Here is a 16067-nt window from a genome sequence, read left to right on the forward strand (position 1 = left end):
TATTTTATAATTTGCCCTACTAGTTCTTAGTCATTGTTAAAACCATAGTAGTTTTAAGATCTTGCCCTTGTACTTTCATTGTCATATCAATTTTAGACTCTGTAGGTACTCCAGATTTTTTATCAACAGTCATTGTTCCTATAATATCTCCTAATGCCATTCCTTTAACTTTACCCGTTACATCTAATAATACAGTTTTACTTGTAATAGATTTCACTTTATAAACAAAGTTAAAATCCATTCCCTTACTATTTTTAGACATATTCCAAGTATCACCAACAGCAACTGCATTTTCAGGATATACAACATTACTTGATTGATTTGCTAAATCACTTGTTCCTGGAATATTAGGCTCTACTTTTGATTCTAATACTTTTCCTAAGTTATTACCTTTCATAGTTATAACTGCCTGCAACATAGGATCCATTTGAGACTTCATCATTTTACCAGTATCATCTAAGTCTTCTGCTTTTTTTGAAGAATCATAAGACATTGGCATACCTTGCTGTATCATATTCATTACCACTTTGGTAATTTTCATTTCACTAGTATATTCAGAATTAGAAACACTTTTTATGTCTTGCTTCATTTCAATATTCATGTTCATTGACATTACTGTTCCCATATTTTGAGACATTTTCATGTCCATAACATAGCTATCTCCTTTTTCATAATTTAAACGCAGTAATACTTTCTCTTGCGCTAATGTTATTGTGCTTACAAACAATAATAAAGCGATAATTTTTTTAGTCATTTTAATAGTTTTTTGTGGTGTACGAATATACGTAAATAATATTTTTTTCAAACGAGTATCAAATCGTAAATCACTATTTTTTAATCATTATTTTTAACAGTGTCATAAAAAAAACTGTTTAAATTTAAAAAATTCTCAAATAAGCCTTTGATTCTATCTTTTTTTTAGTCACTTTTGACTATTCCTTAATCTATTTTAAATTTTTAAAATGAATACTAATACTAAAACCACAATGCTTTATAATAAAGGTGCACTTCAAAACGAAACATTGATTGACCTTTACAAAAGAATGTTATTACCTAGAATGATAGAAGAGAAAATGTTAATTCTTTTACGTCAAGGGAAAATATCAAAATGGTTTAGTGGTATTGGGCAAGAAGCCATTTCTGTTGGGGTAACTTATTCTTTAAATAAAGATGAATATATTTTACCAATGCATAGAAATTTAGGCGTTTTCACCACTCGGGATATACCTTTAAATAGATTATTTTCTCAATGGCAAGGTAAAGCAAATGGTTTTACAAAAGGAAGAGATCGAAGTTTTCATTTTGGTACTCAAGAATATAATATTATTGGAATGATTTCTCATTTAGGGCCTCAATTAGGAGTTGCTGATGGAATAGCTTTAGCCAATAAACTGAAAAATAACAATCATGCTTGTGCCGTTTTTTGTGGTGATGGAGGTACAAGTGAAGGTGATTTTCATGAAGCTTTAAACGTTGCTTCTGTATGGAGTTTACCCGTTTTATTTTGTATTGAAAATAATGGTTATGGGCTTTCTACTCCTACTTCAGAACAATATAATTGTGAACATATAGCTGATAAAGGTATTGGTTATGGTATGGAATCACATATTATAGATGGTAATAATATTTTAGATGTTTATACTAAAGTTTCTGAATTAGCAGAAAGTATTAGAAATAATCCGAGACCAATTTTATTGGAATTCAAAACTTTTAGAATGCGAGGTCATGAAGAAGCTAGTGGTACCAAATATGTTCCTACAGAATTAATGGACGCATGGGCTGTTAAAGACCCTTTAGATAACTATAGAGAATATTTAATTACTAATGGTATTTTAACTAATACTATAGATGAAGAATTTAGAAATGAAATAAAAAACAACATCAATGAAAATCTTAAGGCTACTTTTGAAGAAGATGTTATTTCATCAACAATAGAAAAAGAATTAAATGATGTTTACCAAAAAACTGAATACAAGCATGTTTCTGAAAACTCAGAAACTGAAAACATACGTTTAATAGATGCCATTTCAAAAGGATTAAAACAAGCTATGGAACAAAACGATTCCATTGTTGTTATGGGGCAAGATGTTGCTGAATATGGTGGTGTTTTTAAGATTACAGAAGGTTTTATTGAGCTTTTTGGTAAAGAACGAGTTCGAAATACTCCTATTTGTGAATCTGCTATAGTCTCTGCTGCATATGGATTAGCTATTAATGGAATGAAAGCTGTAATGGAAATGCAATTTGCAGATTTTGTTTCTACTGGATTTAATCCAATAGTAAACTTATTAGCTAAATCTCACTATCGCTGGAATCAAAAAGCCGATGTTGTTATACGAATGCCTTGTGGAGCTGGTGTAGGTGCAGGTCCTTTTCATTCACAATCAAATGAAGCTTGGTTTACAAAAACACCTGGTTTAAAAGTTGTTTACCCAGCTTTTCCTTATGATGCAAAAGGTTTATTAACAACCGCTATTAACGATCCAAATCCTGTATTATTTTTTGAACACAAAGGTTTATATAGAACTATTTACCAAGACGTTCCTACTGATTATTACACACTTCCTATTGGCAAAGCTTCTTTATTAAAAGAAGGTAAAGATGTTACTATTATTGCTTTTGGACTTGCAGTACATTGGGCTTTAGAAACATTAAAAAAGGATCAAAATATTTCAGCAGATTTAATTGATTTAAGGTCTTTACAACCATTAGATACTGATACAATTTTTACTTCTGTTAAGAAAACTGGTAAAGTAATTATTCTTCAAGAAGATTCTTTATTTGGAAGTTTATCTGGAGAAATTTCTTCTCTAATTACAGAAAATTGTTTCAAATATTTAGATGCTCCGGTTAAACGTGTTGCTAGTTTAGACACTCCTATTCCTTTTGCTGGAAACCTAGAAAAAGAATACTTGCCAAAACATCGATTTGAAAATGAGCTTTCAGAATTATTAGCTTATTAGAATTCTTTTAAAAAATAATAATAAAAAAAGCTTAGTAATAATTACTAAGCTTTTTTTATTATTCCTGAATGAAGTATTATAAATCTTGATTCACATCCCAAGACTCTAATATTTCTTTTAATGTTTTTATAAACATACCTCCTAAAGCTCCGTTAACTACTCTATGATCATAAGAATGTGATACAATCATTTTTTGACGAATACCAATGAAGTCTCCTTCAGGTGTTTCAACTACTGAAGGCATTTTTCTAATTGCTCCAAGTGCTAAAATAGCTACTTGAGGTTGATTAATAATTGGTGTTCCCATAATTGAACCAAAACCACCAACATTAGTTACAGTATAAGTTCCTCCTTGAATTTCATCTGGCTTTAACTTATTCGCTCTTGCTCTATTTGCTAAATCATTAACTTGTTTAGTCATTCCAACTAAATTTAATTGATCTGCATTTTTAATTACTGGTACAATTAAATTTCCATCAGGTAAAGCAGCAGCCATTCCTAAATTAACATTCCCTCTTTTTATAATTTTATCACCATCAACAGCGATATTAATCATAGGATGTTTTTTTATAGTTTGAGCTACAGCTTGCATAAATATTGGAGTAAAGGTTAACTTTTCACCTTCTCTTTTTAAATAAGCATCTTTAACCTTATTTCTCCATTTTACAATATTAGTAACATCAATTTCAATAAAAGATTGAACATGAGCAGAAGTTTGAACTGAATCAACCATATGTTTAGCAATTAGCTTACCCATACGACTCATTTCAATAATTTGATCTTCTCCACTCATTGTTACTGGAGTAGAAGGAGTTTTCACTTCTTTAACTGCTACTGGTGCAGCTTCTTTGTTTTCAACTTTTTTAGGCTGATTTACTCTATTTTCTAAATAAGACAGTATATCATTCTTTGTAACTCTCCCATCTTTTCCAGAACCGTTAATAGTATCAAGCTCATCGATAAGAATTCCTTCCTTTTGTGCTATATTTTTAACTAAAGGTGAGTAAAAACGGTCACTTGAAGTTGTATCTAAAGAAGTTGTAACAACTTCTTTTGCTACTTCTATACTCTTTTCAACTTCAACAACAGCTGCTTTTACATCTTCTTTAACTTCAGAATCAGATTCTCCACCATCACCTTCTGTTTCTATAATTGCAATTGTTTCTCCAACTTGAACAACTGTATCTTTGTCAAATAAAATTTCAATTAATTTACCTTCAACTTCACTTGGTACTTCACTGTCTACTTTATCGGTAGCTACTTCAACAACGGTATCATCTATTTCAATCGTTTCTCCTACTTCTTTTACCCAAGAGGTAATAGTTGCTTCGGCAACACTTTCGCCCATTTTAGGCAACTTCAATTCGTATTTAGCCATTGTTTGTCTATTTTGTGGATTGCGAAAGTACTAAAAATCGATGGTTTTTCATCATAAAAAATGCTAAAAAACAATTCTTAAGGATTAATTCATATTACATTATTACCAACAAAACAAACAAATTCAAACACATTCTATCTTCAAACACTTAAAAAAACTACTAATTTTACCATATTCTCAAAATAAAAACAACTATCGTTTTAATCCTTTATTCGTTTAATTTATGACGAATTTTATTTACAATAACATAAAAAACATCTTCATTCTGTTTATGATAAAACAACTTTTTATGCTATTATTGATTATTATTACGTTGAATCATACGTAATCTCTCTTCTGCTCTTTCTAATTCTCTTTTAGCTCGTCTTACATTTTCTCTTGCGTATTCCATACCATTAAATCCATTTCTTGATCTTGAATGCTTAGTTATTAACTTTTGTAAATCATTTCCTAAAGCTTTTATTTTCTTATACGAATATTGAGAAACCTCATTTTTGTATAAAAATATTTTCATTGTCTTTTTTCTAAGCGTACATTCAAAAACTAAAGAACCATTACTTTCTTTTGACCAAACATAATTACTTCCCTGTACTTTTAATTTATATCCTTTTAATTTTTCTTTTAAAAGATTTTGAATTTCATTTCTTTTAGATTTTTGAAATTTGGCTGTGAAATCGTAAGAATCATCAGAATTAGAAATACTTGTAGAATTACTAATTGTTGTTGTAACATCTGTATGTCTGTTTCCTGAATAACTACTATTTGATGGTATAGGTGGCGTAGGAGGTGTTTGTGCAATTGTTGTAAATACGCTAGTAAACATGAACAAAAAAACTAAATGTGTAATCTTCATAATATGTTATTTTATAATTAATTAGATTACAAATGTAGATAGTGTTTTTAATCAAAAAGAATAAATAGTAACCATTAACCTATGATTAACCTTAAACACAGAAGCATTAACTTATCTTGAATTCTAACCCAATTCCTCTTGAGCTTTCAATAGTAATGTTTGGATCCTCTTTAAAATATTTACGTAGTCTACTTATAAAAACGTCCATACTTCTACCAGAGAAAAAATCATCGTTTTTCCAAACAGCATTTAAAATTGCTTCTCTTTTTAAAAGTTGATTTTTGTGCTTAAATAAAAACAATATTAATTCAGTTTCTTTTTCTGTTAATTTTTGTATAGAATCATTAAAAGTCAATTCTAATCTTTGTGTATCAAAAGTATAAAAACCTATAAGCATTTTAGACTCGATATCTTTTTTTACTACTTTAGTATTTGTTCTTTTTAAGATATTATGTAATCGTAATACTAACTCATCTGCTTCAAAAGGTTTTACGATATAATCATCTGCCCCTAATTTTAATCCTTTTAGCTTATCTTCTTTCAACTTTCTTGCTGTTAAAAAAACAAAAGGTAACTCTGGAAACAACTTGGTAATATTTTCGGCTAAAGTAAAGCCATCCATTTTAGGCATCATTACATCTAATACACATATATTATAGATATTAGATTTGATATTGTTTAATGCCTCTTCTCCATCTTTAAACCAAGTAACATTATATCCAGTAATTTCTAAATACTGTTTTAAAATATTTCCAAAATCGATATCATCTTCAACCAATAATACATGGTGCTTATTCTCTTCTTTCATTTTTAAACTGGAATTTTAATTGTAAATGTAGTTCCTTTACCCTTTTCACTTTCAACAAGAATAGTTCCTTTATGAGCTTTAATAATTTGATTACTATAATAAAGCCCTAACCCTAAACCTTTAACATCATGTATTTCATTAGTATCAACTCGATAAAATTTATCAAACAACAATTCTTGATTTTTCTTTGATATTCCAATTCCATTATCAACTATTGAAATACATAAATTCTTATTATTTTCTATCCTGCAACTTACATTAATTTTTGTTCCACCATATTTAACAGCATTTTCTAAAATATTAAATAAGGCAGTAGTTACAAAAAACTTATCAAGAGCAATTTTGTTTTTTAAACTACAATCTCTTTCAAAGCTAATTTTTTTACTTTCAACAGATAATAAAAAATCATTCAACACTGTATTTAAATACTGATCTATAACTATTGTTTGCTTACTTAAGCTTATTTCATGATAACCTAAACTATTATTTAACACTTGATCTATTAATTTCTGTAAACGAGTATTTTGCCTCTCAATTGTATTTATTACTGAGTCGATGACTACTGGCTTATTTTTCACTTCTTCTTTTTTCAGCATTTTTGTTGCTAACGATAATGTTGCTAGCGGTGTTTTTAATTCATGGGTTATATTATTAATGAAATCTGTTTTTATATCTGCATTTTTCTTCTGAGTGATTAATGATTTAATTGAATAATATAACAATGCTATAACCACTAAAAATATTAACAACGATAAAATCAATATTAATTTCATTTTACCCAAAACTATCACTTGCCACTTATCAATATTTATATAGTCTCTACTTTCAAAATGAAGTTCATAATTAACACTTAGCTCTTTTTTATTTATTTCTCTAGAAAAAGAACGCTCAGTATGCCAATAAGAATTACTTACTTGTAACTCTTTCACGTTTTCGAATTCTGAACCTAACAACTTAAAATCTGGGTTGTTTTTTCCTTTAAAAATTGTATCTTTTTTTCTTTCTGTAACTAAAGTGATATTTTTTAAAACTTTATGAAACTTTAGATTATATCCTAATTTTTTTTTCTTTAGTTCTTCATTATATGCTTCTATATACAAAGGGTTTATTGAATCTGTTATTCTTCTTAACTCATTAACAACTTCTTTTTTTGTTAAGTTATTTAGGCTGTATTCATCCAATTTATCCATCAAGAATGTCTTCCATTTTATATTTAATGAATCTAAACCTGGAGTATAATCATCAATTTTAGAGATAGCTTCTTTAGCTTTATTTATAAAATTCTCTTTCTTTAAATCATAGGTGTTCTTTATAAGTGTACCTTGAATTACTGATAAAGCAAGTAAACTTATAATTGAAACTATAATTAATCTGGTTATTTTATTTTTCATTTATTACTCTATACATCTGGAATTTTTCACTAATCTTTTACTCGATTACAATGTGTATCCCTTTTTAATCTACATCAAAAATATCAATAAACAAGTAACTGCATAAATAAAACTTCTTTATTAACCGTTCATTAACCTTGAAACTATTACTAGATAAGGGTTTATGTAAAAAGAGAGTAAATATTAACAAAACTTCTATATATCAATAAAACATTAACCTTCTCTTTAACCCTGTATTAACCAGCTTACTTATAGATCCTTCACATCTTTGCTTCATAATTAAAAGCTACAATTATGAATTTTAAAATGCTCACGTTTGTTTTTCTATTATACTCTTTAGGAATATATGCTCAAAAATCAATTACTACAAATACCATTTCACAACATATAAAAATAGATGGCTTATTAAACGAGGATACTTGGAAAACTCATCTAAAAAAAGTTCAATTAAAACAACTAAGTCCTAATAACGGAAATTTACATTCAAATGCTTCAAAAATTGCCATTACAAATGATGATTCTTTTTTTTATATCGCTGCAGAATTATCATCTCCATCGATTACCAATATATTAACTTCTAGAGATGATGTTGGTACCTCTGATTACTTTGGGTTTATGATAGATTTATTTGGTGCCAACAGAGAAGCTTGGGCATTTTTAGTAACTCCAGCAAATGTACAAACAGATATTAAACTAACTCCTAATGGAAATTACGGAGAATGGAATGCAGTATGGGAAAGTGCTGTAAAAATATATGATGATAAATGGACTATAGAACTTAAAATTCCTTTTAATAGTTTACGTTTCCCTAAAAAAGACTTTTCAAACATTACAATTAATTTTGAACGTTTTGATGCAGTTAACAATGAAAATTCTTTTTGGAATTACATTAATCCAAACATTAATGGCCTTTTAAATCAGTTTGGTGACCTTAAAGGTTTAAAAAACGTAAGTCCTCCTATAAATTTATCATTTAACCCTTTTGTTTCAATGATTAATGAGAAAACCCCTAACAAACTAAATACCTACACTTTTACTGGAGGACTTGATTTAAAATATGTACATAATAATGCATATACTATTGATGTTTCTTTAATTCCTGATTTTAGTCAAGCCTTGTCCGATAATCAGGTTTTTAACCTTTCACCTTTCGAAATTAGATTTAATGAAAACAGACAGTTTTTTGTTGAAGGAGCTGAAATTTTTGATAAAGGAGGCTATTTATATACACGAAGAATTGGAGGAACTCCAGTCAATAAAAATAATTTTAATATTGAAAAAAATGAAGAAATAATAAACAATCCTATATCTTCAAATATCATAAACTTATTAAAATTTACTGGGAAAACTGAAAAAGGGTTATCTATTGGTATATTAAATGGTATTACAAGTAAAAGTGAGGCAACTGTTAAGAATACAGTAACCAATGAAACTATGAATATTGAAACCAATCCGTTAACTAACTATAATTCAATTGTAATTGATAAAACTTTAAAAAACAATTCGTTTTTAACTTTTATAAACAATTCAGTAATTAGAAATGGAAATACTTATGATTCAAATTTAAGTGCGTTACTATACAGATGGTATAATAAAAAAAGGACGTATTCTATGTACTTTAAAAAAGCCCTTTCTCAAAAATATTATGCTAATTTAGAGAATCAATTTGGTCATGAATATTATGCTTCATTATCAAAAATAAGTGGAAAATGGACAGGAAATGTTTCTTTTTATTTGTTAGATGATACTTTTGATAATAATGACTTTGGATATCTTCCTAGAAACAACCAATTAACATTAAAATCAAATATAACTTACACTAATAATAATCCTAAAAAAACATTTTCTCAATATCGAATTAATTTACAACATTCTCGTAAATATTATTATACTTTATTAGAAAATGAACAAACATATTATAAATTAAATACGAGTGCTACTTTTAAAAAAAATAATCATAAAGCCTATGCTGTATTTACCTATGTTGAAAAAGGAAAAAATTTTTACGAACCACGTGTTAAAGATAGATATTTCAACAAACCTGCTTTTACTGAAACGGTGTTAGAATATCAAACTAATAGAAATAAAAATTTATATTTTGCTGCTTATTTTGTTGCTGTGAATTATTTGAATTCTGATATATACACCAATGAAATTGTAACAGGATATGGGGTAAGATGCCGTTTAGGACAACACTTATTTTTTAAATTAGAACAAGATTTAACAAAGAACCCAAGTAGTGCTGGATACATAACTCAACAAGGAAGTGATATTATTTTTGGTAAGCGTAGTATTAAAGAACTTACAAACTCATTACATGTAAATTATGCTATAAACGCTAAACTAAACATATCAACAAGGCTACGTCATTATTGGATTCAGGTAGATTATGATAAACAATTTACATTATTAAACGATGGAAATTTAACTACCAATAATTACACTATTAATCCAAATAACTATGATGAAAACTACAATAACTTTACTATTGATTTTATCGCTAAATGGCAATTTGCTCCTGCTAGTGAAATTAGTTTAGGGTACAAATTAGGTTCAAATTTTTATAATAATGATGTAAAGTCTTCTTATTTCAGTAATTTAAAATCAACCTTAAAAGAAGACAGTAGTAATACTATGTCATTAAAAATGACTTACTTTTTAGATTTCAATAAAATAAAAGAAAAACTTTTTTAACTAAAAAAACTCATTAACTATAGTTAATGAGCTTTTTTTTATTGTATCCATTGTTTAGGAGTCGCTAAAACTGACAAAAGTTTAGCTTCTTCTGAATTTTCTTCAGGATGATGATTATATTTCCATTGAACTACTGGTGGTAAACTCATTAAAATACTTTCAATACGACCATTAGTTTTTAAACCAAACAATGTTCCTCTATCATGTACTAAATTAAACTCTACATAACGTCCTCTCCTTACCTCTTGCCAATCTTTATGTTCCTTTTGATATTCTATAGCCTTTCTTTTCTCAACAATTGGCACATATGAATTCAAAAAACTATTTCCAACTTCAGTTACAAACTTATATCTGTCTTGAATAGAAAACTCTTCATTTTCCTTTAAATAATCAAAAAATAATCCTCCAATACCTCTTGCTTCATTTCTATGAGCATTCCAAAAATAATTATCACAAGTTTCTTTAAACTTAGGATAAAAAGATTCATCATGCTTATCACAAGCCTCTTTACATACTGAATGAAAATGAACAGCATCTTCATCGAATAAATAATAAGGAGTTAAATCTTGTCCACCTCCAAACCATTGAGTTACTATTTCTCCTTTCGAATCATACATCTCAAAATAACGCCAATTAGCATGAACAGTAGGTACAAATGGGTTTATTGGATGTAGTACTAAACTTAAACCACATGCAAAAAAATTTCCTTCTTCTACTCCAAACTGTTTTCTTAAAACTTCCGGTAATTCACCATGTACGGCAGATATGTTTACACCTCCTTTTTCAAAAACGTTTCCGTTTTCAATTACACGAGTTCTACCTCCACCGCCTTCTGCTCTTTTCCATAAATCTTCTTGAAACTTAGCTTTTCCATCTACTTCCTCTAATTTAGAAGTTATAGTATCTTGTAACCTTTCTATATATGCGTAAAAAGTATCTTTCATTTTTGTAATCTTAAAAGGCAAAAATAACTATTCTGTTAATTCCTTTACTCTAATTTCTTTAATAGTTTCAGTGGTTGCTGCTGTAACTGATAATGGTAACACCAATATAACACCTACTATTGGGATTAATAAAAAAAGTATAAATACAATTCCATTGCCTATTGCTAGTCCTTTATGTTTTTTTACAAACTCAATACTCTCTTTGTATTTGAAATGACGTTCAAGTGTGTAATCCATATTTCCAAACCCAGCATAATAAGCCTGCATTAAAAACAGAATAACTGTAGAAAATACACCTATTATTGGTATTAAGCTTAATAATAAAATTGGTATTGTTAATAATAACTCCTTAGTTAAATTTCTTACATTAATTCTTACCCCCCTTACAAGTTGTTCTTGAAATGATGTTTTTCTATGCGAATGATTTTTTCCTTTATAATACTCTTCAATTTTTTCAGAAACTGGACTCATAAATGGTGCTGAAAGTGCCATAACAACATGTTTATACAAAACAAGGCCGACTACTAAAATTAATAACCCGCTAAAAAAAGTACTAATAACTTCAAATGCTCCCTTTCCAAATTCCCATTGCCAAATATTTGAAATATAATGGCCTATATTATCTGATAAAGAATAGGCTAGGAAGCCAATTAAACTAGCAGTTAAAACACTAATAGTTATAGGAATAGTAAAAAACCTCCATAGCTTTAGTTTTGATATTAATTGAAAAGCTCCAAAGTATGCTCTTACTCCTCTAAATATATTTTGAATCATAACCACAATTTATTTTGATATAAAAATACAAACCTCTTTCTAAATATAGAAAGAGGTTTGTATTTTTTGTAAAGAATTTACTATTACTGTAAAACAGGCTTAAGAAATTCTTCTAATTGCTTTTCATTTATTTTGTTTACTTCATCCCATCCCATTTTTTTAGACGGCGATGCAGCTCCCCTTTTAAAGTTAATTATTTGCTTATCTTTTGATATTAAATATGCAGTAGGATAATCTAACTTATGGATAAATCCATTAATTGTTACTGTAGATTTATCTGAATTCTCTTCTGAAGAAGCTACTAACTGTATTCTTTTATCTAATTTTTTAGCCATTCTTTCAGCTCCTTTTTTCTGATCCCAGAAAAGCATAACGAACTCCATTTGTCCATTATATTTCTCAACCATTTTATTAAGAGCAGGTATTTCTCCCCAACAAGGAGCACACCAGGTTGCAGCAACTATTAATAAAATTGGTTTATCAACTTTATCAGTGCTTATAACTTTTCCATCAATTGTAGTAAAATCGTAATTAGATACATATTTACCTTTTACACAATTTTCAACAATGTCATTTAGCATAGCTGCATCTTTACTAGGGCTAACTATACAATCATTAACTGCATCTTTATAAAACTCTTTTGCTTGGGAAAAGCTAATTTGAACAGTTAAGGTTAATAATACAAGTAATAATTTCTTCATGATTAATTATTTAAGGGGCTGTAATATATTAAATAATATTTAAATTTTATATTCTTTTACCGCGTCAATAAATGCTTTTGCATTTTCTAACGGAATATTAGGTAAAATTCCATGCCCCAAGTTAACAATATATTTGTCTTTACCAAACTCATTTATCATTTGGTTTACCATTTTTTTTATTTCAGCCGGTGGAGACAGTAATCTAGAGGGGTCAAAATTACCTTGCAATGTAATATTTCCACCTGTTAAATAACGAGCATTTCTTGCAGAACATGTCCAATCTACTCCTAGGGCTGACGCGTTTGACTTGGCCATTTTATCTAACGCAAACCAACATCCTTTACCGAAAGCAATCACTGGAGCATCATCTTTTAATGCTTCTATTATTTGATTAATGTACTGCCATGAAAATTCTTGATAATCAGTTGGAGATAACATTCCTCCCCATGAATCAAAAACCTGTACAGCATTTACACCTGCCTTTACCTTTGCTTTTAAATAAGCTATTGTGGTCTCTGTTATCTTAGTAAGCAATTCATGTGCCAAAATTGGTTGCGTAAAACAAAACTCTTTTGCTTTATCGAAGTTTTTAGAGCCCTGACCTTGTACCATATAACATAAAATTGTCCATGGAGAGCCCGCAAACCCTATCAAAGGTATTTCGTCGTTTAATTTTTCTTTAGTTGCCTTAATAGCCTCCATAACATACCCTAATTCTTCATTTACATCAGGCACAATTACCTGATCTAAACTTTTTCGGTCTCTAATTGGGTTTGGTAAATATGGTCCAAAATCTGGTTTCATTTGAACCTCTACATTCATTGCTTGAGGCACAACTAAAATATCTGAAAATAAGATAGCGGCATCCATTCCGTATCTTCTAATTGGCTGTACTGTTATTTCTGAAGCTAGCTCAGGAGTTCTACAACGCGTAAAGAAATCATACTTTTTTCTAATCTCAATAAACTCTGGTAAATATCTCCCCGCTTGACGCATCATCCATACCGGTGGACGATCAACTGTTTCACCTTTTAAGGCTCTTAAAAATAAATCGTTTTTTATCATTTTATATCTCTACGTCATTACGAATATAATAAAGTATTTTTATTTTTATAAATATACTTTTGTTTGCTTTATTGGTAACAACTATTTTTTATTACATTTTTGACACTGCTTCCATTGATTTATCAATGGCTTGAGTTATTTTTTGAATATCTTTTTCTGAAATTGCTGAAGATAAAAACCAAGCTTCAAATTGAGAAGGTGGTAAAAACACCCCATTTTTTATCATTTCCCAAAAGAATACTGCAAACTTTTTAGTATCTGAAGTTTGTGCTTCTTCAAAATTTGTTACTTTTTTAGAAGAAAAGAATGGATTTATCATAGATCCAAATCTATTTACGGTAATTTCAACACCATATTTCTTTGCTGATTCTAATAAGAAAACTTCAATAATCTGTGCTATTTCATTAAACTTCTCGTATGGGTTTTGCTTTTTTAACTCTGTTAAAGTTGAAATTCCTGCAGCCATAGCAATTGGGTTTCCACTCAAAGTTCCTGCTTGATACATTCCTCCTAGTGGTGCCACCATTTCCATGATTTCATTTCGAGCGCCATATGCTCCTACTGGGAAACCTCCTCCTATTACTTTTCCTAAACAAGTAATATCAGCTTCTACATCAAATAACTCTTGTGCCCCTCCGAATTTAGAACGGAAACCAGTCATAACCTCATCTACAATTAATAAAGCTCCTTTACTTTCTAAATATTCTTTTAATTCTTTTAAAAAGTTATTTTGAGGAGTTACTACTCCCATATTACCAGCAACAGGTTCTAAAATAACTCCTGCAATATCATCATGAGCTTCAAAATGTGCTTTCACACTTTCGATATCATTATAATTAGCTATTAAAGTATTTTTAACTGCTCCTTCTGGTACGCCTTTACTTCCTGGTAAACTTAATGTAGCTAAACCAGAACCAGCTGCTACTAATAAAGCATCTTGATGCCCATGATAACAACCTGAAAATTTGATTACTTTGTCTTTACCTGTAAAAGCTCTTGCTAAACGTATTCCACTTAATACCGCTTCGGTTCCTGAATTTACAAAACGAACTTTATCCATTCCTGGAAAAGCATCACAAACAATTTTAGCTAATTTAATTTCGTTACTTGTTGAAGCTCCAAACGAGTATCCGTTTTTTAATGCCTTTGTTATTGATTTTTGTACTTTTTTATGACGATGTCCTAAAATCATAGGTCCGTACGATAATACTAAATCAACATATGTATTGCCATCAACATCTATTATTTTACTTCCTTTTGCTTTTTTTATGAATAAAGGGTTTCCTCCTACTGAAGAAAATGCACGAACAGGAGAATTTACAGCTCCTACTAAATTTTCTAATCCTTTATTATATAGTTTTTGTGATTTTTTAAATTTCATCTTTAATATTTTTAGTCGCTACTTAATGAATTAAGTAATCTTTACATAAAGATTACTTTGTCATTCTTCCTTGTAATGACATTATTTTTTCAGTAATAATTTTGCAGCTTCCTTAGCAAAATAAGTAATAATAATATCAGCACCTGCTCTTTTCATTGACAGTAAACTTTCCATCATTACTCGTTCACCATCAATCCAGCCTTTTTCAGCAGCTGCTTTTACCATGGCATACTCACCACTTACATTATAACAAGCAATTGGTCTGTCAAAATTATTTTTTAAATCTCTAATTATATCTAAATACGATAATGCTGGTTTCACCATTAAAATATCAGCTCCTTCTTGATCATCAAAAGTAGCTTCTCGCATTCCTTCATCTCTGTTTGAAGGATCCATTTGGTAAGTTCTTCTGTCTCCAAATGAAGGTGATGAATCTACAGCTTCTCTAAACGGACCATAAAATGCTGAAGAATATTTTACCGAATATCCCATTATTGGTAAATTTGGAAAACCTGTATTATCTAGAGATTCACGCATCATTGCAATAGTACCATCCATCATTCCTGATGGTGCTACCATATCTGCACCTGCCCTTGCATGAGAAACAGTTTGCTTTGCTAGATTTACTAATGTTGCATCATTATCTACATCATTATTATGAATCACACCACAATGACCATGTGATGTATACTCACAAAAACACACATCTGTAATTACATATAAACTTGGATAGTTTTTTTTGATAAACCGGATTGCTTGTTGCATAATTCCGTTATCATTCCATGTTTCTGTTCCTACATCATCTTTCTTTGAAGGTATTCCAAATAATAATACTGCTGGAATATTCAAAGTAACTACTTCTTCTAATTCTTTTGAAATAGTATCTAGTGAATACCTTTTAATTCCTGGCATTGATGGAATTTCAGATTCTATACCAGTTCCTTCTTCAATAAATAAAGGATAAATAAAATCATCAACAGACAATTTAGTTTCTCTAACTAATCTTCGAATCCCCTCTGATTTCCTAAGTCTTCTAGTTCTAAACATTATAAATCTAGTTATAAAAACACAAAAAAGATAAAAGAAGCATGTACTCTTTTATCTTTTTAATGTTT

13 protein-coding genes are annotated in these 16067 nt (G+C 29.2%); 2 read left to right on the forward strand and 11 right to left on the reverse strand.

The genetic code is table 11. The features are described 5' to 3' along the window. Positions 1-19: 19 nt before the first annotated feature. The gene (locus tag ACKTTQ_RS09005) at positions 20-754 is read right to left on the reverse strand and encodes a DUF6263 family protein (protein ID WP_093871730.1); all 735 of its coding nucleotides are present in this window, start codon (positions 752-754) and stop codon (positions 20-22) included. 208 nt (positions 755-962) lie between these two features. Here ACKTTQ_RS09005 and ACKTTQ_RS09010 point away from each other — a divergent pair, with 208 nt between their 5' ends. Then, positions 963-2963, forward strand: a complete 2001-nt coding sequence (locus ACKTTQ_RS09010; protein ID WP_299135088.1) for an alpha-ketoacid dehydrogenase subunit alpha/beta — start codon at positions 963-965, stop codon at positions 2961-2963. A gap of 76 nt (positions 2964-3039) precedes the next feature. On the opposite strand, the gene ACKTTQ_RS09015 is transcribed toward ACKTTQ_RS09010, so the two are convergent. From ACKTTQ_RS09015 to ACKTTQ_RS09030, 4 genes are all read right to left on the reverse strand, one after another. Beyond that, positions 3040-4341, reverse strand: a complete 1302-nt coding sequence (locus tag ACKTTQ_RS09015; RefSeq protein WP_408049006.1) for a dihydrolipoamide acetyltransferase family protein — start codon at positions 4339-4341, stop codon at positions 3040-3042. A gap of 295 nt (positions 4342-4636) precedes the next feature. Beyond that, positions 4637-5194 carry a hypothetical protein gene (locus tag ACKTTQ_RS09020; protein ID WP_408049007.1) on the reverse strand — a complete coding sequence of 186 codons (558 nt, stop codon included), beginning with the start codon at positions 5192-5194 and terminating at the stop codon, positions 4637-4639. Between the two features lie 106 nt (positions 5195-5300). After that, positions 5301-6002, reverse strand: coding sequence for a response regulator transcription factor (locus ACKTTQ_RS09025; RefSeq protein ID WP_408049008.1), 702 nt, complete (start codon positions 6000-6002; stop codon positions 5301-5303). A gap of 2 nt (positions 6003-6004) precedes the next feature. Beyond that, positions 6005-7393, reverse strand: a complete 1389-nt coding sequence (locus tag ACKTTQ_RS09030; protein WP_408049009.1) for a sensor histidine kinase — start codon at positions 7391-7393, stop codon at positions 6005-6007. Between the two features lie 294 nt (positions 7394-7687). On the opposite strand from ACKTTQ_RS09030, the gene ACKTTQ_RS09035 reads away from it, so the two are divergent. Next, a complete protein-coding gene (locus ACKTTQ_RS09035) occupies positions 7688-10087 on the forward strand; it encodes a DUF5916 domain-containing protein (RefSeq protein ID WP_408049010.1) in 2400 nt (799 codons plus the stop codon). Positions 10088-10125: 38 nt separating this feature from the next. Here ACKTTQ_RS09035 and hemF read toward each other — a convergent pair whose 3' ends face one another. The 6 genes from hemF to hemB form a co-directional block, all read right to left on the reverse strand. Further along, positions 10126-11031: an oxygen-dependent coproporphyrinogen oxidase gene (gene hemF / locus ACKTTQ_RS09040; RefSeq protein ID WP_113787444.1), complete on the reverse strand. Its 906-nt coding sequence runs from the start codon at positions 11029-11031 to the stop codon at positions 10126-10128. 27 nt (positions 11032-11058) lie between these two features. Further along, positions 11059-11805, reverse strand: coding sequence for an EI24 domain-containing protein (locus ACKTTQ_RS09045; RefSeq protein ID WP_408049011.1), 747 nt, complete (start codon positions 11803-11805; stop codon positions 11059-11061). An 83-nt stretch (positions 11806-11888) separates the two neighbouring features. After that, positions 11889-12506 (reverse strand): TlpA family protein disulfide reductase, encoded by a 618-nt coding sequence (locus tag ACKTTQ_RS09050; protein WP_093871739.1) that lies wholly within the window; start codon positions 12504-12506, stop codon positions 11889-11891. 39 nt (positions 12507-12545) lie between these two features. Next, positions 12546-13571, reverse strand: coding sequence for a uroporphyrinogen decarboxylase (gene hemE, locus ACKTTQ_RS09055; protein WP_093871740.1), 1026 nt, complete (start codon positions 13569-13571; stop codon positions 12546-12548). A 91-nt stretch (positions 13572-13662) separates the two neighbouring features. Continuing rightward, positions 13663-14952 carry a glutamate-1-semialdehyde 2,1-aminomutase gene (hemL, locus tag ACKTTQ_RS09060; RefSeq protein ID WP_408049012.1) on the reverse strand — a complete coding sequence of 430 codons (1290 nt, stop codon included), beginning with the start codon at positions 14950-14952 and terminating at the stop codon, positions 13663-13665. Positions 14953-15033: 81 nt separating this feature from the next. Continuing rightward, positions 15034-15999, reverse strand: a complete 966-nt coding sequence (hemB, locus tag ACKTTQ_RS09065; RefSeq protein WP_093871742.1) for a porphobilinogen synthase — start codon at positions 15997-15999, stop codon at positions 15034-15036. Positions 16000-16067 lie beyond the last annotated feature (68 nt).

The sequence above is a fragment of the Tenacibaculum halocynthiae genome, assembly GCF_964512825.1.
Taxonomy (GTDB): Bacteria; Bacteroidota; Bacteroidia; order Flavobacteriales; family Flavobacteriaceae; genus Polaribacter; species Polaribacter halocynthiae.

Coding starts and splice junctions, on each gene's coding strand:
- ACKTTQ_RS09005 (WP_093871730.1), bottom strand. CDS start 754: ATGACTAAAAAAATTATCGCTTTATTATTGTTTGTAAGCACAATAACA.
- ACKTTQ_RS09010 (WP_299135088.1), top strand. CDS start 963: ATGAATACTAATACTAAAACCACAATGCTTTATAATAAAGGTGCACTT.
- ACKTTQ_RS09015 (WP_408049006.1), bottom strand. CDS start 4,341: ATGGCTAAATACGAATTGAAGTTGCCTAAAATGGGCGAAAGTGTTGCC.
- ACKTTQ_RS09020 (WP_408049007.1), bottom strand. CDS start 5,194: ATGAAGATTACACATTTAGTTTTTTTGTTCATGTTTACTAGCGTATTT.
- ACKTTQ_RS09025 (WP_408049008.1), bottom strand. CDS start 6,002: ATGAAAGAAGAGAATAAGCACCATGTATTATTGGTTGAAGATGATATC.
- ACKTTQ_RS09030 (WP_408049009.1), bottom strand. CDS start 7,393: ATGAAAAATAAAATAACCAGATTAATTATAGTTTCAATTATAAGTTTA.
- ACKTTQ_RS09035 (WP_408049010.1), top strand. CDS start 7,688: ATGAATTTTAAAATGCTCACGTTTGTTTTTCTATTATACTCTTTAGGA.
- hemF (WP_113787444.1), bottom strand. CDS start 11,031: ATGAAAGATACTTTTTACGCATATATAGAAAGGTTACAAGATACTATA.
- ACKTTQ_RS09045 (WP_408049011.1), bottom strand. CDS start 11,805: ATGATTCAAAATATATTTAGAGGAGTAAGAGCATACTTTGGAGCTTTT.
- ACKTTQ_RS09050 (WP_093871739.1), bottom strand. CDS start 12,506: ATGAAGAAATTATTACTTGTATTATTAACCTTAACTGTTCAAATTAGC.
- hemE (WP_093871740.1), bottom strand. CDS start 13,571: ATGATAAAAAACGATTTATTTTTAAGAGCCTTAAAAGGTGAAACAGTT.
- hemL (WP_408049012.1), bottom strand. CDS start 14,952: ATGAAATTTAAAAAATCACAAAAACTATATAATAAAGGATTAGAAAAT.
- hemB (WP_093871742.1), bottom strand. CDS start 15,999: ATGTTTAGAACTAGAAGACTTAGGAAATCAGAGGGGATTCGAAGATTA.